This is a genomic window from Mycoplana dimorpha (assembly GCF_003046475.1).
GTDB classification, from domain to species: Bacteria; Pseudomonadota; Alphaproteobacteria; order Rhizobiales; family Rhizobiaceae; genus Mycoplana; species Mycoplana dimorpha.
Map to the genome: position 1 here is coordinate 116,815 of NZ_PZZZ01000008.1, position 19,438 is coordinate 136,252.

17 protein-coding genes and 1 other RNA gene are annotated in these 19,438 nt (G+C 65.3%); 4 read left to right on the forward strand and 14 right to left on the reverse strand.

Annotated elements, in window-relative coordinates; translation table 11 throughout:
• Positions 1-2 precede the first annotated feature (2 nt).
• The 13 genes from ftsW to C7449_RS18305 all read right to left on the reverse strand — a co-directional run bounded on the left by ftsW (position 3) and on the right by C7449_RS18305 (position 13,733).
• Positions 3-1,157 (reverse strand): putative lipid II flippase FtsW, encoded by a 1,155-nt coding sequence (gene ftsW / locus C7449_RS18245; RefSeq protein WP_108004335.1) that lies wholly within the window; start codon positions 1,155-1,157, stop codon positions 3-5.
• Positions 1,158-1,166: 9 nt separating this feature from the next.
• Positions 1,167-2,570 (reverse strand): UDP-N-acetylmuramoyl-L-alanine--D-glutamate ligase, encoded by a 1,404-nt coding sequence (murD, locus tag C7449_RS18250; protein ID WP_108004336.1) that lies wholly within the window; start codon positions 2,568-2,570, stop codon positions 1,167-1,169.
• 4 nt (positions 2,571-2,574) lie between these two features.
• Complete coding sequence (gene mraY, locus C7449_RS18255; protein WP_108004337.1) at positions 2,575-3,675, reverse strand: phospho-N-acetylmuramoyl-pentapeptide-transferase; 1,101 nt, start codon at positions 3,673-3,675, stop codon at positions 2,575-2,577.
• Positions 3,676-3,886: 211 nt separating this feature from the next.
• Complete coding sequence (locus C7449_RS18260; protein ID WP_108004338.1) at positions 3,887-5,320, reverse strand: UDP-N-acetylmuramoylalanyl-D-glutamyl-2,6-diaminopimelate--D-alanyl-D-alanine ligase; 1,434 nt, start codon at positions 5,318-5,320, stop codon at positions 3,887-3,889.
• Entirely contained in the window at positions 5,317-6,768 is a 1,452-nt protein-coding gene (locus C7449_RS18265; RefSeq protein ID WP_108004339.1) for a UDP-N-acetylmuramoyl-L-alanyl-D-glutamate--2,6-diaminopimelate ligase, read from the reverse strand. The genes C7449_RS18260 and C7449_RS18265 overlap by 4 nt, the downstream gene beginning before the upstream one ends.
• A gap of 66 nt (positions 6,769-6,834) precedes the next feature.
• Positions 6,835-8,586 carry a peptidoglycan D,D-transpeptidase FtsI family protein gene (locus tag C7449_RS18270; protein WP_108004340.1) on the reverse strand — a complete coding sequence of 584 codons (1,752 nt, stop codon included), beginning with the start codon at positions 8,584-8,586 and terminating at the stop codon, positions 6,835-6,837.
• Positions 8,586-8,969: a cell division protein FtsL gene (gene ftsL, locus C7449_RS18275; RefSeq protein WP_108004341.1), complete on the reverse strand. Its 384-nt coding sequence runs from the start codon at positions 8,967-8,969 to the stop codon at positions 8,586-8,588. Before ftsL ends, C7449_RS18270 begins: the two co-directional genes overlap by 1 nt.
• Positions 8,970-8,972: 3 nt before the next feature.
• Positions 8,973-9,998, reverse strand: a complete 1,026-nt coding sequence (rsmH, locus tag C7449_RS18280; RefSeq protein ID WP_108004342.1) for a 16S rRNA (cytosine(1402)-N(4))-methyltransferase RsmH — start codon at positions 9,996-9,998, stop codon at positions 8,973-8,975.
• 14 nt (positions 9,999-10,012) lie between these two features.
• Positions 10,013-10,453: a division/cell wall cluster transcriptional repressor MraZ gene (mraZ, locus tag C7449_RS18285; RefSeq protein ID WP_108004343.1), complete on the reverse strand. Its 441-nt coding sequence runs from the start codon at positions 10,451-10,453 to the stop codon at positions 10,013-10,015.
• Between the two features lie 445 nt (positions 10,454-10,898).
• Positions 10,899-11,294, reverse strand: an RNA gene (gene rnpB / locus C7449_RS18290) — RNase P RNA component class A.
• Positions 11,295-11,423: 129 nt separating this feature from the next.
• Positions 11,424-11,951 carry a lytic transglycosylase domain-containing protein gene (locus C7449_RS18295; protein WP_108004344.1) on the reverse strand — a complete coding sequence of 176 codons (528 nt, stop codon included), beginning with the start codon at positions 11,949-11,951 and terminating at the stop codon, positions 11,424-11,426.
• A gap of 298 nt (positions 11,952-12,249) precedes the next feature.
• Complete coding sequence (locus tag C7449_RS18300; protein ID WP_108004345.1) at positions 12,250-13,023, reverse strand: N-acetylmuramoyl-L-alanine amidase; 774 nt, start codon at positions 13,021-13,023, stop codon at positions 12,250-12,252.
• Positions 13,020-13,733 carry a J domain-containing protein gene (locus C7449_RS18305; RefSeq protein WP_170115939.1) on the reverse strand — a complete coding sequence of 238 codons (714 nt, stop codon included), beginning with the start codon at positions 13,731-13,733 and terminating at the stop codon, positions 13,020-13,022. Before C7449_RS18305 ends, C7449_RS18300 begins: the two co-directional genes overlap by 4 nt.
• A 211-nt stretch (positions 13,734-13,944) precedes the next feature.
• On the opposite strand from C7449_RS18305, the gene C7449_RS18310 reads away from it, so the two are divergent.
• From C7449_RS18310 to C7449_RS18325, 4 genes are all read left to right on the forward strand, one after another.
• Positions 13,945-14,847, forward strand: a complete 903-nt coding sequence (locus C7449_RS18310) for a DMT family transporter (protein ID WP_245414441.1) — start codon at positions 13,945-13,947, stop codon at positions 14,845-14,847.
• A 115-nt stretch (positions 14,848-14,962) separates the two neighbouring features.
• Complete coding sequence (locus C7449_RS18315; protein WP_108004346.1) at positions 14,963-16,177, forward strand: pyrophosphate--fructose-6-phosphate 1-phosphotransferase; 1,215 nt, start codon at positions 14,963-14,965, stop codon at positions 16,175-16,177.
• Positions 16,178-16,265: 88 nt separating this feature from the next.
• Positions 16,266-16,901, forward strand: a complete 636-nt coding sequence (locus C7449_RS18320) for a LysE family translocator (protein WP_108004347.1) — start codon at positions 16,266-16,268, stop codon at positions 16,899-16,901.
• 136 nt (positions 16,902-17,037) lie between these two features.
• The gene (locus C7449_RS18325; RefSeq protein WP_108004461.1) at positions 17,038-17,940 is read left to right on the forward strand and encodes a lytic transglycosylase domain-containing protein; all 903 of its coding nucleotides are present in this window, start codon (positions 17,038-17,040) and stop codon (positions 17,938-17,940) included.
• A 27-nt stretch (positions 17,941-17,967) separates the two neighbouring features.
• Here C7449_RS18325 and C7449_RS18330 read toward each other — a convergent pair whose 3' ends face one another.
• Positions 17,968-19,350 carry a serine hydrolase domain-containing protein gene (locus C7449_RS18330; RefSeq protein ID WP_108004348.1) on the reverse strand — a complete coding sequence of 461 codons (1,383 nt, stop codon included), beginning with the start codon at positions 19,348-19,350 and terminating at the stop codon, positions 17,968-17,970.
• Positions 19,351-19,438 lie beyond the last annotated feature (88 nt).

A 19,438-nucleotide genomic window follows, 5' to 3' on the forward strand; every position in this document is an offset into this window, starting at 1 on the left:
GGTTACTCCGCAGGCGACAACATGCCGGACCGGAACAGGCTGCGCTCGGCCGCCCGCTTTTCGGGACGGTGCCGCGTCAATGCCAGGATAAAGCCGGCCGTGACGCAGACCGCCACCATGGACGAGCCGCCATACGAGATCAGCGGCAGCGTCATGCCCTTGGCCGGCAGCAGTTCGAGGTTCACGCCGATGTTGATCATCGATTGCGTGCCGATCAGAAGCACGAGACCGGCAACGGCGAAACGGTTGAAGTCGTTGCGCTCCTTGAAGGCGTGGTTCAAGCCGCGCAAGACGATGAAGGCAAAGACGGCGACGATGATCATGCAAAAGACGATGCCGAATTCCTCGGCCGCGACAGAGAATATGAAGTCGGTGTGGCTGTCCGGGATGATGCGCTTGACGACGCCCTCGCCCGGTCCCTTGCCGAACCAGTCGCCGCGGATGATGGCCTCGCGGGCAGTATCCACCTGGAACGTGTCGCCCTCGCCAGTGAGGAACCGGTCGATACGGCCGGCCACGTGGTCGAAGAGATAATAGGCCGATGCGAACGCACCGATCGCCACACCGCCGAGCAGGAGGATCCAGATCCACGGCATCCCGGCCATGAAGAACATGCCGCCCCATACGGCGGTGACGAGGATCGTCTGGCCAAGGTCGGGCTGGGCGACCAGCAGGGCCGCGACGATGACGAACAGCAGGATGGAGAAGAGGTTGCCGGGGATCTCCGGTTGGCGGGCGTGCTCGGAGAACAGCCAGGCGCAGAGAACGACGAAGGCAGGCTTCATGAACTCGGAGGGCTGGATCGACAGGCTGCCGATCGAGATCCAGCGCCGCGCGCCCTTCACCTCGACGCCGAAGAAGAGCGCCAGCACCATCAGCGCCAGCGCCACGACGAGCAGGATGGCCGCGGTTCGGCGCACCTGGCGGGGCGACAGGAACGAGATGGCCACCATGGTGACGATCGCCGGAAGGAGGAAGGCGAAATGGCGCTTGACGAAGTGGAAGCTGTCGAGGTTCAGCCGCTCCGCCACCGCCGGGCTTGCCGCAAACGACAGCATGAAGCCGATCCCGAGGAGCAGGATGAAGGCGGCAAGAAAAAACCTGTCTATCGTCCAGAACCAATCGGCAACCGGACCACGCTCGGCACGACTAACCATGGCAATCCCCTATCCGTTTGCCTCGATCAGCATGGTCACGCCCGGAAGGGCGGCGACGTGGCCGACGAAGGCATCGCCCCTGACTTCGAAGTTCTTGTACTGGTCGAAGCTTGCGCAGGCCGGGGAAAGCAGAACCGCAACCGGCCCCGTTGCATCCTGCTCCGCGTCCGCCGCCGCATGCAGCACGGCCCGCTCGAGCGTGCCGGAAATTTCGTAGGCGACCCGGTCGCCCAGCGTCGCGGCAAATGCGGGCGCTGCCTCGCCGATCAGATAGGCCTTGGCGATCTTCGGGAAATAGCCGCTGAGGGTGGAGATGCCGCCTTCCTTCGGCAGGCCGCCGGCGATCCAGTAGATGCGATCGTAGCTCGACAGCGCCGGCGCTGCGGCATCGGCGTTGGTGGCCTTGGAGTCATTGACGAAGACCACGCTGCCCTTGCGGCCGACCGGCTGCATGCGATGCTTCAGCCCCGGGAAGGAGGAAAGGCCGGCGCGAATCTCGTCCTCGTCGACACCAACGGCGAGGCAGGCGGCGATCGCCGCGGCCGCGTTCTGGGCATTGTGGCCGCCGCGCAGCGTCTGGATGTCGGAGAGATCGGTGAACAGGCGACTTGCGCCGTCAAGCGCCAGGAAGATGCGCGCACCTTCCGCATATACGCCGTCGATGACCGGCTGGCGTCGCGAGACGCGCACCACCTTCGTGCCGGAGCGCTCGACCCGATCGGCGATCAGCGTGGTGTACGTGTCGTCGACAGCGACGATCGCGGTGTCGCTACCGGCGACCAGCCGCTCCTTGACGTCGGCGTAATGCTGCATGGTGCCATGCCGATCGAGGTGATCGGGCGTCAGGTTCAGGAGGATGCCGGCAGTCGGATCGATCGTCGGCGCCAGGTCGATCTGGTATGAGGAGCACTCGACGACGAAGAACCGCCCCGCCTTCAGCGGATCGAGTGTCAGCACGGCGGTGCCGATGTTGCCGCCAAGCTGCGTGTCGCGCCCGCTTGCCTTCAGGATGTGGGCAATCAGCGCCGTGGTCGTGGACTTACCGTTCGTGCCGGTAATGGCGATGAACGGGCAATCGGGCGCGTATGCGCGGCGCTCGCGGACGAACAGCTCGACGTCACCGATGATCTCGACCCCGGCGGCGCGCGCCAGGTCGACGCTCCAGTGCGGTTTCGGATGGGTGAGCGGCACGCCGGGCGACAGGACGAAGGCAGAGACCGCGGACCAGTCGATCTGCCGCAGGTCGGCGGTCGCAATGCGCGCGGCCTCGGCCTTGGCGACGCTGTCCGGATTGTCGTCCCAGGCGACGACCCTGGCGCCGCCGGCGGCAAGCGCCTGTGCCGTTGCAAGCCCGGAGCCCCCGAGCCCGAAGAGCGCGACGTTCTTGTCCTTCAGGGTCGTGACCGGGATCATCGGCTCACCGCAGCTTCAGGGTCGACAGGCCGACCAGCGCGAGGATGACGGCAATAATCCAGAAGCGGATGACGACCTGGCTCTCCGTCCAGCCCTTCTTTTCGAAGTGATGGTGGATCGGGGCCATCAAAAACACCCGCTTGCCGGTGAGCTTGAACGAGGCGACCTGGATGATCACCGACAGCGTTTCCATCACGAACAGACCGCCGATGATCGCCATGACGATCTCGTGCTTGGTCGCGACGGCGACCGTGCCGATCAGGCCGCCGAGCGCCAGCGAGCCGGTATCGCCCATGAAGATGGCCGCCGGGGGCGCATTGAACCAGAGGAAGCCAAGGCCGGCGCCGATGACCGCGCCGAGGATGACTGCGAGCTCGCCGGTACCGGGAACGAAGTGGATCTGCAGGTAGTTCGCGAACACCGCGTTGCCGGCGAGGTAGGCGATGACGCCGAAAGAGGCGGCCGAGATCATCACCGGCACGGTCGCAAGCCCGTCCAGTCCGTCAGTGAGGTTCACCGCGTTGCCGGCGGCGACGATCACGAAGCCGCCAAACAGCACGAAGAAGATGCCGAGGTTGAGCAGCAAGTCCTTGAAGAACGGAAAGGCGACCGAGGAACCGAGGGTGGAGCCGGTCACGCCGGTGGAAAGGGCCGCACGCATCATGAAGAAGGTGGCGATCCCGGCGATGATGAATTCGAGCCCGAGCCGGGCCTTGCCGGAAAACCCTTTGTCCGTCTGCTTGGTCACTTTCAGGTAATCGTCGTAGAAGCCGATCGCCCCGAAGCCGAGGGTGACCAGAAGCGTCGCGACGACGTAGATGTTGGAGAGGTCGGCCCAGAGCAGCGAACTGCCGACGATGCCGGCAAGGATCATGATGCCGCCCATGGTCGGCGTGCCGGCCTTCTTGAAGTGGGTCTGCGGCCCATCGGCGCGGATCGGTTGCCCCTTCCCCTGGCGGACGCGCAGCGAGGCGATGATCGCCGGCCCGAACAGGAAGACAATAGTGGCCGAGGTAAACAGCGCTGCCCCAGTGCGGAACGTGATGTAGCGGAAGAGATTGAAGATCTGGACTCTATCCGCCAGTTCGACAAGCCAAAGCAGCATTCTGGACCTTTCCCCAGAGGTTTTGCGGGAGTCGCGGCCGCCGGAGGACGTCCAGGCCGGAAAGTGACCGCACCAATTACGAAACTTCGAGGCGCAAGGGCGGTCTTGCCCGGCGTGCCCCTTTTCGCGCACGGGTCCCCGCACCGTCAGGCACCAGGGTCATGCGCAGATACTCGTCACGAGGCCTTGTACCCGGCAGGCACACAGCGCTTCATTCGGCGCGCTCCGTGTCGGGGAATGCCTCGTGCTTGTCAAGCAATGCGGCGACGATCCGGCTGAATCCCGTCGATTTCGACGATTTCACAACCAGCACGTCCCCCGGCCGCACCGCCTGCAGCACCAATGCCTGCATTCCATCGGCATCGTCCCGGTATTCGACGCGCGCCTCCTCGCCGAGCGCATCGCGCAGCGCCGCCATCTCCGTCCCGCCGATCCAGACATCGTCGATGCCGGCTTCGGCGAGCGGCGCGGCGAGTTCCGCATGCACCTGCCCGGAGAACTCGCCCATCTCCAGCATGTCGCCGAGCACCGCGATCCGTCGACCGCCCTCGCCCGGCACGGTATCGCGCAGGAGCGCGATCGCCGCCCGCATCGAGGCCGGGTTGGCGTTGTAGCTCTCGTCGATCAGCGTGAAGTAGCCGCCGTCGATCGCGAGCCGATAGCGGCGGCCCCGCCCCTTTTCCGGCTGCATCGTCGCAAGCGCCTTCATCACCGTCTCGATGTCGGCACCGGCCAGATAAGCCGCCCCGAGGACGGCCACTGCGTTGTCGGCGATGTGCCGGCCGGGCGCCCCCATCGGGATCTCGAGCGTCTGCCCGCCGATCGACGCCCACAGCACGTTGCTGCGCTGGCCCGCCACGTAATCGATCAGGCGGAACTCGGCCCTCGGATCGGCGCCGAATGTATGGATATGCTCGACGCCGGCCGCCCGGGCCGCCTGTTCGAGAACATCGAACTGCTCGTTGTCCCGGTTGAGCAGCGCATGGCCGCCCGGTGCCAGTCCCTCGAAGATCTCCGCCTTGGCCAGCGCGATCTCGTCGAGGCTTGCGAAATTGCCGAGGTGGGCCGCCGCGATCGTGGTGACGAGCGCAACGTGCGGCCGCACCATCTTCACCAGCGGCCGGATCTCGTCCGGATGGTTCATGCCGATCTCGAACACGCCGTAGGTGGTGTTCTCCGGCATGCGCGCCAGCGTCAGTGGCACGCCCCAGTGATTGTTGAAGGAGGCGGCGGAGGCATGCACGCTGCCGCAGGCGGAAAGCGAGTGCCGCAGCATCTCCTTGGTCGTGGTCTTGCCTACCGACCCGGTGACGGCGATCACCTTGGCGGCGCTGCGATCGCGCGCGGCACAGCCGAGGTCGACGAGGGCTTGCAGCACTTCCTTGACCACCAGGATCGGCGCCGTGAGGCGGCCGAGCGCCGGCAGCTTGCCTTCGGAAACGACAAGCAGGGCTGCGCCGTTGGCATAGGCCAGGCCTGCAAAATCATGGCCATCGACCCGGTCGCCCTTGATGGCGAAGAAGGCCTCGCCGGTGTTGATCGAGCGGCTGTCGATGGAAATTCCGGTGATCCCGGCCGGCATGGCCCCGATGGGGCGGCCATGGGTGGCCGCGATCAGGTCGGCGATGGTCCATAGCACGCTCAAAGGTCGAGTTCCTCCAGGGCTTTGCGGACTTCCGCGTGGTCGGAGAACGGCAAGGTGACACTGCCGATCGTCTGCCCCTCTTCATGCCCCTTGCCGGCGACGATCAGCGTATCCCCTGCCGCAAGCATGCCGACGGCAGTGCGGATCGCAGCGGCGCGGTCGCCGATCTCCATCGCCCCCTTGGCCGCCGCCATGATCTCGGAACGGATCACCTCCGGGACTTCCGTCCGCGGGTTGTCGTCGGTGACGATCGCCACGTCCGCCAGCCGCGTGGCAATCTCGCCCATGATCGGCCGCTTGCCCTTGTCCCGGTCGCCGCCGCAGCCGAACACCACGATGATGCGACCCGAGGTAAACGGCCGCACCGAGGCCAGGACGTTCTCCAGCGCATCGGGCTTATGGGCGTAGTCGACATAGGCCAGCGCGCCGTTCTTCGCGTGGCCGACCAGTTCGAGCCGGCCGGAGGCACCGACCAGATGGCCCAGTGCCGCCATCGCATCCTTCGCCGCAACGCCGGTCGACATCGCGAGCCCGGCGGCAACGAGCGCATTGGCGACCTGGAAATCGCCGGCGAGCGGAATATGGACCTCGTAAATGTCTTCGCCGACATGGACCTCGGCCACCTGCTTGTGGCGGAAATGCTCGCCCCGCTTCAGCGACAGGTAGCTGCCCTTGCGTCCCACCGTGCGGACGTCGAGGCCGGCCTTGCGGGCCGCACCGATCGCCGCCGCCGACCATTCGTCGTCGGCGAAGATGACGGCGGGCGCGCCCTTCGGCAGCAGCGTATCGAACAGCCGCATCTTGGCGGCCATGTAGTGCTCGACGGTCGGATGATAGTCCATGTGGTCGCGGCCGAGATTGGTGAAGGCGGCGGCGGAGAGGCGAACGCCGTCAAGGCGCGCCTGATCCAGACCATGGCTGGAGGCCTCCATCGCCGCATGGGTGACGCCGGCATCGGCCAACTCCGCCAGTAGCTCGTGCAGCGAAACCGGATCGGGGGTCGTCAGGGAGCCGTAGTCCTCGCGGCCGGGTGCGGTGACGCCGGTCGTGCCGATCATCGCCGCCGAATGACCGGCGTGCGCCCAGATCTGGCGCGCGAAGGAGGCAACCGAGGTCTTGCCGGCCGTGCCGGTGACGGCGACCATGGTTTGCGGCTGGCGGCCATAGAACCGCGCGGCCGCCAGCGCCAGGAAGCGACGGGGCTCGGCGACCGAAAACACCGGAACCTCGGCCTCGACCCGCGCATCGCCGCCGACGACGACGGCGGCGGCGCCCCGCGCAACGGCGTCGGCCACATAGGCTGCGCCATCGGCCTTCGATCCCGGCAGGGCGACGAACAGGTCGCCGGGCTTGACCTTGCGGCTGTCGGCCGAAATGCCGCCGATTTCGAGTTCCGATGCGGCGCCCAGCGATGGGATTTCGGTTCCGGCAAGGTCAGTGATCTTCATCTGCAGTCCTGTTGTGTCGGTGTCGCCGATTCGGGGGCGAATCGGCGTTTTCCGTTCATTCTGCGCTCAATAAGACACGAGCAAGGCAGACCCGTCCTCACCGAATTTCGGCTTTACACCGAGAAGTGCGGCGCTGCGGCGGATGATTTCGCCGACCATCGGCGCAGCGTTCAGACCGGCGGTCCGGCCGCCGCCCTCGCCCGTCTTCGGCGCGTCGATGAACGTCAGCACCACGTATTGCGGGTCGTCGATCGGAAAGGCCGACAGGAAGGCGTTGAAGTTCAAACCATTCTTGACATAGCGGCCGTTGACGACCTTGTCCGCCGTGCCCGTCTTGCCGCCGACGTTGAAGCCGGGGACAAGCGCACGCTTGCCGGAACCTTCTATCGCGTTGACGCGCATCAGGTAGCGCATTTCGTCGCTGGTCCGCGGCTTGACGACAGCCTGGGCAATCGCATCGGCCTCGTCGCGGCTGCGGGGCAGGAAGGTCGGCGGCAGGTACTTGCCGCCGTTCATCAGCGCCGCGCCTGCGACGGCTGTCTGGAGCGGCGTCGTCGACACGCCGTGTCCGAAGGAAATGGTGATCGAGTTGATCTTCTTCCATTCGCGCGGCTGGGTCGGCGTCTTCACCTCCGGGAGTTCGGTCTGCATCTTGGTCAGCAGCCCGAGACGGGTGAGGAATTCCTGCTGCGCCGGGATCCCGACGACATCGGCCATCTTGGCGGTGCCGATGTTGGAAGAGTAGCGGAAGATCTCGGGCACCGTCAGCACGCGGCGCTTGCCGTGGAAGTCCTTGATCGTGAAGCCGCCGATGCGAATCGGATTGGTCGCATCGAAGCTGTCCGACAGCTTGACCTTGCCGGAGTCGAGAGCCATGGCCGTCGTGAAGATCTTGAAGGTCGAACCCATTTCGAAGGTGCCGTCCGACATGCGGTTGAGCCAGCCGTCCTTGGCGCTCTCGGCCGGATTGTTCGGGTCGTAGTCCGGTACCGACGCCATGGCCAGCACCTCGCCGGTATGGACATCAAGGATCACGCCACCGGCGGCCTCCGCCTCGTATTTCTGCATCGAGTTGACCAGCACGTCGTGCAGCATCGCCTGAACGCGCAGATCGATCGACAGCCGCACCGGCTCCATCTTGGCATCGCTCGTCATGCCGATCGCGGCCAGGTCTGCAAGGCCCTGGTTGTCGATATAGCGCTCCATGCCGGCAATGCCGCGGTTGTCGATGTTGACGTAGCCGACGATGTGGGCGGCGGTCGAACCGCTTGGATAGAAACGACGCTTTTCGGGGCGAAACCCGACACCCGGAATGCCGAGCGCGAGGATGCGGCTCTGCTGTTTCGGCGTCAGCTGGCGCTGCAGCCACTGGAATCGGGATTTGGAGGTAAGCTTCTTGTAGGTGGCGCGCGGATCAAGCTCGGGCAGCACCGTCTGCAGCCGCTCCAGCGCCTCGTCGGCGTCGACGATCTTGTGCGGCTCGGCATAGAGCGAGACCGTGCGGATGTCGGTCGCCAGGATCTCGCCGTTGCGGTCGACGATGTCCGGGCGCGAGGCGAGCAGGTTGTCGGCCGGGCCGATGCTGGACACCGCTTCCGACGTTGTCATGGCGTATTGCACCAGCCGACCGCCGATGACGCAGTAGGCAAGACCGAAACAGGCCATGATGACGGCGACGCGGCTGCGCGCCTGGGCGGCGCTGCGCTTGCGATGGCCCTGGAAGGCGGTGCCTCCCGTCGCGCCCGCCGGCCGGCCATTGCCGCCATGCGAGAAATGGGCCTTGCTCTTCAAGTCCATGATGCGGGAGAGGAACGACATCAGCGCGCCACCGAACCTGTTGTGATCGTGTCCGTCCTGGCGCCGCCCTTGGCCGCAATGTTTGCGCCGCCCTCAGGCTCGAGGGCCGGCAGTTCCGAAGTGGGCATCGGCAGTTCGTTCGGTTGGGCGATCTGGGTCGACTCGGTTGGCGCCAGCTTCAGATCCTCCTCGTAGATCTTAACCAGGTGGTTCAGCCGGGTCGGCTGGGTGAGAAGTGCCCAGTCGGCGCGCAGAAGGTCGATCGTGTGCTCCTCGAGGAGGATCTCGGCGTCGAGCTTCCGGACTTCTTCGAGCTTGTTCTCGGCCTTGTGCTTGATCGTGTAGGTGACGGTTGCAGCCGCCGTCATGATACCGATCAGGATGAAATCAAAGGTACGAAACATCCTTCAGCCTCCAATCTTTTCGAGACTTGCAAGCTCGGGCAGGTCGAAAATGGACAGGTCCTCGCGTCCCGGCGTCGCCGCGGTACGCACACCCGCCCTGAGCTTGGCCGAGCGCGCGCGCGGGTTGAGCGCGCATTCGTCCTCGCCGGCGACGATCATCGCCTTTCCGACTGGTGCGAAGGTTGCGGCACGCTCGTGCAGCGCTGGCAGGTGGCGCGAGCCCGTCGCCTTGCCGGAGCGGTCCTGGAAGAACTTCTTGACGATCCGGTCCTCGAGGGAATGGAAGCTGACGACGACGAGGCGACCGCCGGGCTTGAGCACGCGCTCGGCGGCAAGCAGCGCCTGCGCCAGTTCCCCCAGTTCGTCGTTGACGTAGATCCGCAGCGCCTGGAAAACCCGCGTCGCGGGATGGATCTTGTCCTTGGCCTTGCGCGGCGTCACCGTCTCGATCAGGCCGGCGAGGTCGCGGGTGGTTTCGAACGGCGCCTCGGCACGGCGTCTCTCAATGGCGCGGGCGATGCGCCCCGCCTGCTTCTCCTCGCCGAGGAAGCCGAAGATGCGGATCAGGTCGGAGACCTTCGCCCGGTTGACCACGTCGGCGGCGGAAACGCCGGCGCTCGACATGCGCATGTCCAGCGGTCCGCTCTTCTGGAAGGAGAAGCCGCGCTCTGCTTCGTCGAGCTGCATCGAGGAAACGCCGATGTCGAGCACAACGCCATCCAGTCCTTCGGCCGGCGCGTAACGACCAAGCTCGGAAAAACGCGAATGGACGAGAGTAAGGCGGCCGCCCGAAGCGGCAACCAGCCCCTGCCCTGCCTCGACCGCGCCCGGGTCGCGGTCCAGCGCGATCACCGAGGCGCCGGTGGAGAGGATGGCCGACGTGTAGCCGCCGGCGCCGAAGGTGCCGTCGAGAAAGACCTGCCCGGGCTCCGGTTGCAGCGCCTCGATCACCTCTGCCAGAAGAACCGGGATGTGACGGACCGGTCCGCCATCGGCTTCAGGATGCCCTCCGCCAAAGTCCGCCGTCATCCCGTCTCTCCATGTCAACCGGGCCCCGGACCTCGCGATCTGCGCTCCGCCCTGGCCGCTGCCTGCTCCGCCTCGAACGCCTGCGGCGCCCAAAGCTGAAAGTGATCCGCCCGACCGACGAACGTGACATCCGTCGTGATGCCGGAGAAGTCGCGGATGAAATCCGTGACCATCAGCCTGCCCTCGGAATCGAGCCTCATGAAGACGCCGCCCCCGTGAATGAGGAGCGACATCCGGTTCGCCATCGGCGAGAACGGATCCTCGCCGGCGATCTGCCGCTCGAACCGGTCGAGCAACTCCGGACCGCCGACGCTGATCGCCGGAAAGACGAAATCCTGGAAGCAGTAGAGCTCCCGGATGTCGCGCTGCGCAAGGACCGCACGGAACGAAGAAGGCACCGAGACCCGGCCCTTCGCATCGATCCTGTTGGTCGCATTCGACAGGAACCGGTTCATGACGCCTTACAGCCGCTTCCTTTGCCGGCAAAAAACCCGTGAACGCCGGAAACCACACGCAGAACACCATCGAGCGCGGCGCGACACGCAAGCGCCGCTTCCATCCCGACCGGGACATCTGCGTATTTCGCGATGGATGGGCGATCATTCGCCCCTGCACGGTAGGGTTATGGGATATCATGGGACCGAATGGGCGTCAATGGGAACGGGCCGAACTCCCGGAGTAGAACATCCAATCTTCATAGGCCGTTAAGTTTAACGAAAGGTTTAGGCCCTCCTCAATGCGTTGGTTTCCTTGGAGAAGGGCTGCGCTACGATCGAAGGAACAATCCCGCTGGATACGGGGGAGCGGCCCCGGTGCCTTGGCGCAAGCCGCCGATCGGAGCGCGCACGCGCCCCGATCCGCAGACGCAGAGCGACGGCGATTTCGCGGGGAGAAGAAGAAAGGACCAGTTGGCCTGTAAGCCGGGTTCTGTATGGCTCCGACTGACGCCGGAACGTGGCAGCCATTCATCTGGGACCGGACTTGCGCCCGGCCTCGTGCAACCCACCCGGATGACCGGCCCGGAAACGGGCTGAGCGGCTCGCGCCGCTCACGTCATCCCTATTCGGTCTTGCTCCCGGTGGGGTTTACCGTGCCGTCCATGTTGCCATGGCCGCGGTGGGCTCTTACCCCACCCTTTCACCCTTACCTTCCGAAGAAGGCGGTTTGCTTTCTGTGGCACTTTCCCTGGGGTCGCCCCCGCCGGACGTTATCCGGCACCGTGTTTCCGTGGAGCCCGGACTTTCCTCACCCCGCGGCCTTTCGGCACTTGCGGGGCGCGGCTGCCCGGCCAACTGGTCCGCGCCTATGTAATCGAGGCGGACGGCGATGACCAGCGCAAATCATCAGGCGGGGTCTGCCGCCCTCCGAAGCCGGCCGAGCGCGCCGCTGCCCGCGGCGACGGTGGTGCGCGCTCGGGACCGTGCCTCAGAGAAGGTCCAGCAGGTCGCGGACCTTGCCGCAATAGCGCTTGGAGACCGGGTTCATGCGGGTGGCGGCGTGGCCGGCATTGTACTTCAGGATCGTGCCGCAGGTGGTGCCGCCACCGAGATCATGCGCCATGGCAAGGTATTTCATGCCGTACTTGATGTTCGTCTCGGGATCGTAAAGGCCCTTGGTGCTGCCGGTGTAGCCCATCATGCGGGCCGTGGCCGGCTTGATCTGCATCAGACCGATCTCGCCGGCGCTGCCGCGCGCATTCGCATTGAAGTTGCTCTCCACCCGGATGACCGCATGCGCGAGGTTGACGGGGACGCCGTACCGGCGGGCATAGACCACGATCAGGTCTGAATAGGCGACCGGAGCGCCTATGCTCGGATAACCGGTGGTTCGGGTGGTGGTCTTCAGGGGCTTGCTCAGGATGACGCCGGGGAGCGGTTCCGCCTGCACCGGCACAACCTGCATCAGAAGGCTAAATAGGCAAGCGGCCCCTGCGGCCGTAAACGAATTCCTCATGCTTTTCAAAGTCTCCGGTCGAATGGGCGCACGGCAAGGCCTTGAGGAACCGGCCCATCGGCCGGAACCTCGCGCATGGATCAAAATTCATGAAGCGGTCCGATGGATCGAACCTGGGGCGATTACGGAAGAGGCCCAACCTCCCGCCGGCAAAAGCCCGTGCCCTCGAACCCGACCCGACAACCGCTGGATGGCAATCTCCGGGGGATCGAAGGCAGGCGGGAACAAACATTCCCAATCCGTTCAGGATGTGGCGGAATGTTAAACTTGCGTTACAATGGGAAACTTAACGTGATAATTATGCCGTGAAACCATTGCGGACAGGCAGGCGTTTAAGCAACCTGTGCAATGTGTCGATCGTCGAGGAATCGGCGATTCCATCGACGCGGGCGGGCCTGAAATGACGCTGGAAAGCAGCAACCGCGCCCTCCGTCGCCACGTCAAAAATCCCCGTGATTTCCGTGGCATATCCATAGAGAGCAAGCATCGCCTGCAAGGCCTCGACCGGCGCCCCCTCGTCGCCGCGCTGGAAGAACCGACCACCGGCGATCGGCGCCGGCTCGACCCAATGGCCGATGCCGGCCGCGTGCAGGCGCTCCCAGGGGAACTTTTCACCCGGATCCACCTTGCGAATCGGGGCGACGTCACTGTGGGCCAGCACCCTCTCGGGCGCAATTCTCCACCTTTCGCCACAGTTGCGACACAGTTCGACGACCGCAGCGATCTGCGCTTCGGGGAAGTCCGGCAGGCCGCCGGGATGTCCCGGATTGGCGATCTCGATGCCGATCGAACAGGAATTGATGTCCGTCTCGCCCTTCCAATTGCTCTTGCCCGCGTGCCAGGCGCGACGGCTCTCCGGCACAAGCTGCGCGATGCGGCCGTCCTCGTAAACGAAATAGTGGCTGGAGACCTCGCTCTCCTCCGCACAGAGCCAGGCAAGCGCCCCGTCCGTGCTTTCCATGCCGGTATAATGCAGGATGATCGCGTCGGGGCGGCGCCCGTCCCTGCGTTCGCCGTGGTTCGGGGACGGCACAACGGCCGCACCGGGAAAATCGGGCTCGAATGCGGTCATGCCGCCTGTCGCTCTTTCTCAATTTCGGCAAAGGCCGAGTTGAGGGCGGCCATCCGGTCGTTGGCGATGCGCTGGAATTCGACGGGCACGCCCCGCGCCATCAGCGTGTCGGGATGGTTCTCGGCCGCCAGGAAGCGGTAGCGCTTGCGGATCGAAGGAAAATCGTCGTGGCGCGAAACGCCGAGCACCTTGTAGGGATCACGGCCGCTCACATGCACATGGCGCGCCGTGATCTGCTCGAAGCGCTCGTCGGTCATGCCGAAGATCTCCGCCACCCGCGACAGGAAGGCCATTTCGCTTTCGTGGATCAGTCCGTCGGCCTTGGCGATGTGGAACAGCCCGTCGATGATGTCATCGAGGAGGGTGCAGTTGCTCTCGCAAGCGATGCAGAGCGCCGCCATCTTCTCGGCATAGGCCTCGTAGCCGGCAACGTCCTGGCGTGCGAGATTATAGAGCCGCGCCACGTTGGCCGCCTGGTCGGAGGGAAACTTGAAGACGTGCCGGAAGGCGTCGACCTCCGCCGTCGTGACCACCCCATCGGCTTTTGCCATCTTGGCCGAAAGCGCGATCATGGCAACGGAAAACGCAACCTGGCGGCGCGTCTCGGGATCCCCCTCGAACAGGGTGCGAACGGCCTCGACCACACCCGAAAGCGCATTGCTGGCTGCGTCCGCAACCATGCCTACCAGCCGGTCCCAGAGGGAAGTCATCAAGCATCGCCCATGTGTAAGAACATAAGGTGATCTTGATCAGACATCGATCCTGAATGCAACCCGTCCAGCGCCAGGTCACGATATTTTGAGGCCCCTCAACAAGTGGCTGCATTCCTTTTTTTGATCGAGCGATCAGGCTTATGCATTTGACGGCCGCCACAGCGGATGCGAGCACGTCAAGCAATGTCCCCATGATGAGAACCTAAGCGTGAGATTTTTGTCCACCACGGCTGCCGGCATGCTGCTCGGTCTCGTCGGCGTCACGATCTTCGGCGCCACCCTGCCGATGACGCGGGTTGCGCTGGAGGCGTTCAGCCCCCTCTTCCTCACCATGTGCCGCGCGGTCATCGCCGCTGCGGCCGCGGGCGCCGCGCTGATCCTGTTGCGCCGACCGTTCCCGCGCGAGCACCTGCCGGCGCTTGCCGGCATCGGCCTCGGCGCTGTGTTCGGCTTTCCGATCTTCTCCTCGATCGCCCTGCAGACGATCCCGGCCAGCCATGGCGGCGTCGTGCTCGGCATCCTGCCGCTTCTGACCTCTATTTTCGCCGCGCTCGTCGACGGCGAGCGACCGGGGCCGCTATTCTGGCTGTGCGGGATCGCAGGCTCCGCCCTGGTCGTCGCCTTTTCGCTGCGCGAGGGCGGCTTCCATCTCGGAGGCGGCGACGTCTGGCTGTTCCTGGCGGCGATCTCCGCCTCTTTCTCCTACGTGCTGTCCGGAAAGCTCGCGCGTGCGCTGCCGGGCTGGGAGGTGATCGGCTGGGCGCTGGTGCTCTGCGCGCCGTTCACGCTGGTTGGGACGTTGCTGGTTGCGGGAAGCGGCATCCATTCGCCCGGCCCTGCCCAGTACGGCGCCCTGCTCTATCTCGGCCTTATGTCGATGTTCGGAGGCTTCATCTTCTGGAACGCCGGTCTCGCGCTCGGCGGCATTGCCCGGGTGGCGCAAGTCCAGCTGTTCCAGACCTTCGTCACGCTTGCGATCGCAGCCCTCCTGCTCGGCGAAGCGATCGGCGCATCCACCGTCGGCTTTGCACTCGCCGTCGCCTTCGTGGTTTGGCTCGGCCGCAAGGCGAAGATCTCGCGCATCGAAGCGCCCGGCGCTGGCCGCGCCTGATGCGTCGCCGACAAGGCGTCATCTACGGCGTATAAGTAGCGATCGTGATTCCCCTGCCGCGGAATCTGGGTTAGAGATCCGCCGACCGACTGGTTCGTTCGGCGAGGAGGTACCAATGACCAAACAAAAAGTCGCAATGCTCACCGCAGGAGGCCTTGCGCCCTGCCTTTCCTCCGCTGTGGGCGGTCTCATTGGGCGCTATACGGACATCGCCCCGGAAATCGAACTCGTCGCCTACCGCTCGGGCTACCAGGGCCTGCTGCTGGCCGACCGCATCGAGATCACCCCGACCATGCGCGACAAGGCCCATCTGTTGCACCGCTACGGCGGCTCGCCGATCGGCAACAGTCGCGTCAAGCTGACCAACGCTGCCGACTGCGTCAAGCGCGGACTGGTCAAGGAGGGTGAGAACCCGCTGCGCGTCGCCGCCGAACGGCTCGCCAGCGACGGCGTCACCATCCTGCACACCATCGGCGGGGATGACACCAATACGACCGCTGCCGACCTTGCCGCCTACCTCGGCGCCAACGGCTACAATCTCACCGTCGTCGGCCTGCCCAAGACCGTCGACAACGACGTCGTGCCGATCCGCCAGTCGCTCGGCGCCTGGACGGCCGCCGAGGTCGGCGCCGGCTTCTTCGACAACGTCTCCAACGAACAGAGCGCCGCGCCGCGCACGCTCGTCGTGCACGAGGTGATGGGCCGCCATTGCGGCTGGCTGACCGCCGCCACCGCCCGTGCCTACCTGCAGAAGACCGCCGGCAACGAATATGTCGACGGCTTCATGATGGGCAAGGAGATGAAGAGCATCGACGGGCTCTACCTGCCGGAAATGGCTTTCGATCTGGAGGCCGAGGCCGACAGGCTCAGAAGCGCCATGGACCGCCACGGATATGTCACCCTGTTCGTCTCCGAAGGTGCCTGTCTCGATGCAATCGTGGCCGAGCGGGAAGCGGCGGGAGAGACAGTCAAGCGCGATGCCTTCGGTCACGTGAAGATCGACACGATCAATGTCGGCAACTGGTTCTCCAAGCAGTTCGCCGCCCTGCTCGGCGCCGAGCGCGCCATGGTGCAGAAGTCCGGCTACTATGCCCGCTCCGCCCCGGCCAACCAGGACGACCTGCGCCTGATCCAGAGCATGGTCGACCTCGCCGTCGAAAGCGCCCTCAACAAGGTCTCCGGCGTCACGGGGCACGACGAGGCCCAGAACGGCAAGCTGCGCACGATCGAGTTCCCGCGCATCAAGGGCGGCAAGCGCTTCGACACGAGCGCCGAGTGGTTCGGCGAGATGATGGACGCGATCGGCCAGAAGTGGACGTCGGCGGTCTGAAGCACGCGCCGACGCCGACGCAAATCTCTTGACGGCGCAATGCGCCAATGGCTTGCTCCCCGGATCACATCGTTCCGGGGAGCTTTTCATGTCGTTCGAACACTGGTTCGCCTTCGCTGCCGCGTCAGCCGTCATGCTGGCGATCCCTGGGCCTACCATCCTGCTCGTCATTTCTTACGCACTCGGCCACGGCCGCCGGACGGCTGGGGCGACGGTCGCCGGCGTGGCGCTCGGCGATTTCACCGCCATGACCGCCTCGATGCTCGGCCTCGGCGCGCTGCTCGCCACCTCGGCGGCGATCTTCACCGCCCTCAAGTGGATCGGCGCCGCCTACCTCCTGTGGCTCGGCCTCAAGCTGTGGCGTGCGCCGGTCGCCGGAAGCGACGCCAACCCGGCAGGGACGACGCGGGAAGAAAAGCCGATGCGCATCTTCGCCCATGCCTATGTGGTGACGGCGCTCAACCCGAAAAGCATCGTCTTCTTCGTCGCCTTCCTGCCGCAGTTTCTGGACCTGTCGCGGCCGATCGCGCCGCAGATGGTGATCTTCGAGATCACCTTCCTCGTCCTCGCCACCGCCAATGCACTGGCCTATGCCCTGATGGCTTCGGCCGCGCGCGGAACGATCCGTAAGCCCGGGGTCCAGAAGGTCGTCAATCGGGTGGGCGGATCGCTCCTGATGGGGGCCGGGCTGCTTACGGCTGGGCTGCGGCGGGTCTCCGCCTGACGCGGCTATCGGCCTCGCCGGGTTGCCCGGCGCGGTTCGATGGGCTAATGGACGAACCACGGTCGAAGCGCCGTTGATTTGCAATCGCGCCGGAAACGCCAAGTTTTCGAGCCCTGAGGCAGACGAGAGCGACCTGATGGCAGACAGACACCCGACCCATGCGAAGCGTTTCATGACGGCAGGCTGCGCCACGGCATTGCTTGTTCTCGGCGGCTGCGCCAGCGTCATCGAAACACCGGTCGAGGACATGGCGGCCATGCAAACGGTGATGCCGATCGCAAAACCCGGCACCGAAATGACCGCCGATGCCCTGCCCGCGCCGCTCGCCGATCCGGATGCGGCCGAAACCCGCGACGTGCAGACGGTCGCAGCGGCCGTCGAGGTCACCCGCGCCAGCAATGCCGAAATGGCCATCGCGGCGGCCACGCCGCAGCCCGAACTGCAGGCCGCCTCCACGGTGCCGGTTCCGACCAGTCCCGACCCTGCCCCGGCAAAGTTCATCCCGGTCGCGTTCGAAACGGCGGTGATGGAGCCGGGCTTCGACACCGGCGAGCCGCAGGGACTGGAGCAGCTCGTCGCCTCGCTCCAGGTCGTGCCGACGGCAAAGCCGACGCTGCAGCCGGTTGCTTTTGCAGCGCCGCAAGCCAGGTCGGCTCTCCAGCCGAGCCAGCAGGCATTCGAGAAATCAGGCACCCCGGTCGATGCCCTGATCACCAAGTACGCCGAGATCTATGAAATTCCGGAGGCGCTCCTCCACCGCGTCATCAAGCGCGAGAGCCGCTACAATCCGCGGGCCTATCATTCCGGCAACTACGGCCTCATGCAGATTCGCTACAACACGGCCAAGGGCATGGGCTACGAGGGCACGCCCGACGGTCTGTTCGATGCCGAGACGAACATCAAGTACGGCGCGAAATACCTGCGCGGCGCCCTGATGGTCGCCGACAATCAGCATGACGGCGCGGTGCGCCTCTACGCCAGCGGCTACTACTACACTGCGAAGAGCAAGGGCCTCCTTGAAGAAACCGGCCTGAAGTAGGCGCCGGATTACAGCCTCTGAGCCAATTCAGCCTTTCGTCGCGAGCGCGTCGACGACCTGCCGCACCAATTCCTGCGGGCGATAATCCAGCCTCGAAGGCGTCAGGCCGAGGCGGATCACGGCGATCTGTCGCGATGGGATGACCGCGATCGACTGGCCGTCATGGCCGAGCATCCAGAACGTGTCCGCCGGCAGCCCGTAGCGGGCGTTCGCCACGCCTCCCGGACCGTTGATCCAGGTCTGCACGTGGCTGTAGGCGCCGTTCGAGACCGAGGTCGGCGTCCCCATCGCTTTCACGAATCCTTCCGGCAGCAGCCGAACCCCGTTCCACCGGCCGTCGTCGAGAAGCAGTTGCGCGAAGCGGGCCCAGTCGCGTGCCGTCGCATACATGTAGGACGAGCCGACGAAAATGCCGGTCTCGTCCGTCTCCATCACGGCGCTGCGCATGCCGAGCGGGCCGAATAGGGCGGAGGCCGGATAGGATAGCGCCGTCCACCGATCGCCGAGCACGTTCATGAAGACATGCGAGAGCAGGACGGCGGTGCCGCTGGAATAGTTGAACCGCTCGCCGGGATTGGCGTCGAGCGGCAGGGACCAGACGAACCGCGCCATGTTCGGCTCGAGAAAGAGCATGCGTGTCACGTCTGTGACATTGCCGTAGCCCTCGTTGAAGGCGAGTCCGTCCTGCATGGCGAGGAGGTCGGCGACGGTGATCTTCGCGCGCGCGTCACCCTGCCAGCCGGCGAAGAGGTTCGACTGAAGCGGCGAAAGCTGCCCGTCCTTGACAAGCCGGCCAACGAGCGCCGCGTTGACGGTCTTGGTGAGCGACCAGCCGAGCAGCGGCACGTCAGCGGAAAAGCCGTCGCCATACCGCTCGCCGACCAGCCGGCCGTCATGCACGACCACGACGCTGCGCATACCGGGGCCGACGAGGTCCGGATCGTCGAGCAAGGCGGCAAGCCCAGGATCGGCGCTGCCCGTTTCGCCCTCGGGCCAGGGACGATCGGCTGGCGGCGGGGCGATTTTGGGCAGAACGACGTCCGCGACGGCCTGTTGCGCGGCAACGAAGTCGCCATCCGGCACATTGGCACAACCGAATCCCTCCCGATAGGCCGCATAGTTGGGCGCAAAGATGCCGAGCAGCGATGCCGTGACCGTCTTGTCGACGCGGTCAACGGACTGGTGCATCAGGCGCAGCAGCGGATGGCCGGGCGCCTGCACGTCCAGCGCAAGAACGGCATCAGGGTCGCGGCCGGCAATGAAAACGTTGGAGCAGACGATCTTGGCGGCATAGCCGGAGCCGACGCTGAGCAGTTCGGGCGGGCGCGCGATTAGCCAACTGGCGGCAATTGCCAGCACCACGGAAGCCCCGATCGTTGTTCTTGCCGCAATTCGCCGCAATCGCCCCATTCGCGCTCCCCTCGCCTCGGCGGCAGACAATCAAAAATCGGTTCTCCTGAAAAGAGCCATTCCGAAGCGACGATCCAGCCTTGGCACC

Bases quoted from the DNA above. Each gene is read 5' to 3' on its own strand.
- C7449_RS18270 (WP_108004340.1), bottom strand. From the start codon at position 8,586: ATGTCGTTCCTCTCCCGCATCATGGACTTGAAGAGCAAGGCCCATTTC.
- ftsL (WP_108004341.1), bottom strand. From the start codon at position 8,969: ATGTTTCGTACCTTTGATTTCATCCTGATCGGTATCATGACGGCGGCT.
- mraZ (WP_108004343.1), bottom strand. From the start codon at position 10,453: ATGAACCGGTTCCTGTCGAATGCGACCAACAGGATCGATGCGAAGGGC.
- C7449_RS18330 (WP_108004348.1), bottom strand. From the start codon at position 19,350: ATGGGGCGATTGCGGCGAATTGCGGCAAGAACAACGATCGGGGCTTCC.
- ftsW (WP_108004335.1), bottom strand. From the start codon at position 1,157: ATGGTTAGTCGTGCCGAGCGTGGTCCGGTTGCCGATTGGTTCTGGACG.
- rsmH (WP_108004342.1), bottom strand. From the start codon at position 9,998: ATGACGGCGGACTTTGGCGGAGGGCATCCTGAAGCCGATGGCGGACCG.
- C7449_RS18315 (WP_108004346.1), top strand. From the start codon at position 14,963: ATGACCAAACAAAAAGTCGCAATGCTCACCGCAGGAGGCCTTGCGCCC.
- C7449_RS18295 (WP_108004344.1), bottom strand. From the start codon at position 11,951: ATGAGGAATTCGTTTACGGCCGCAGGGGCCGCTTGCCTATTTAGCCTT.
- C7449_RS18305 (WP_170115939.1), bottom strand. From the start codon at position 13,733: ATGACTTCCCTCTGGGACCGGCTGGTAGGCATGGTTGCGGACGCAGCC.
- C7449_RS18325 (WP_108004461.1), top strand. From the start codon at position 17,038: ATGGCAGACAGACACCCGACCCATGCGAAGCGTTTCATGACGGCAGGC.
- C7449_RS18300 (WP_108004345.1), bottom strand. From the start codon at position 13,023: ATGACCGCATTCGAGCCCGATTTTCCCGGTGCGGCCGTTGTGCCGTCC.
- C7449_RS18320 (WP_108004347.1), top strand. From the start codon at position 16,266: ATGTCGTTCGAACACTGGTTCGCCTTCGCTGCCGCGTCAGCCGTCATG.
- mraY (WP_108004337.1), bottom strand. From the start codon at position 3,675: ATGCTGCTTTGGCTTGTCGAACTGGCGGATAGAGTCCAGATCTTCAAT.
- murD (WP_108004336.1), bottom strand. From the start codon at position 2,570: ATGATCCCGGTCACGACCCTGAAGGACAAGAACGTCGCGCTCTTCGGG.
- C7449_RS18265 (WP_108004339.1), bottom strand. From the start codon at position 6,768: ATGAAGATCACTGACCTTGCCGGAACCGAAATCCCATCGCTGGGCGCC.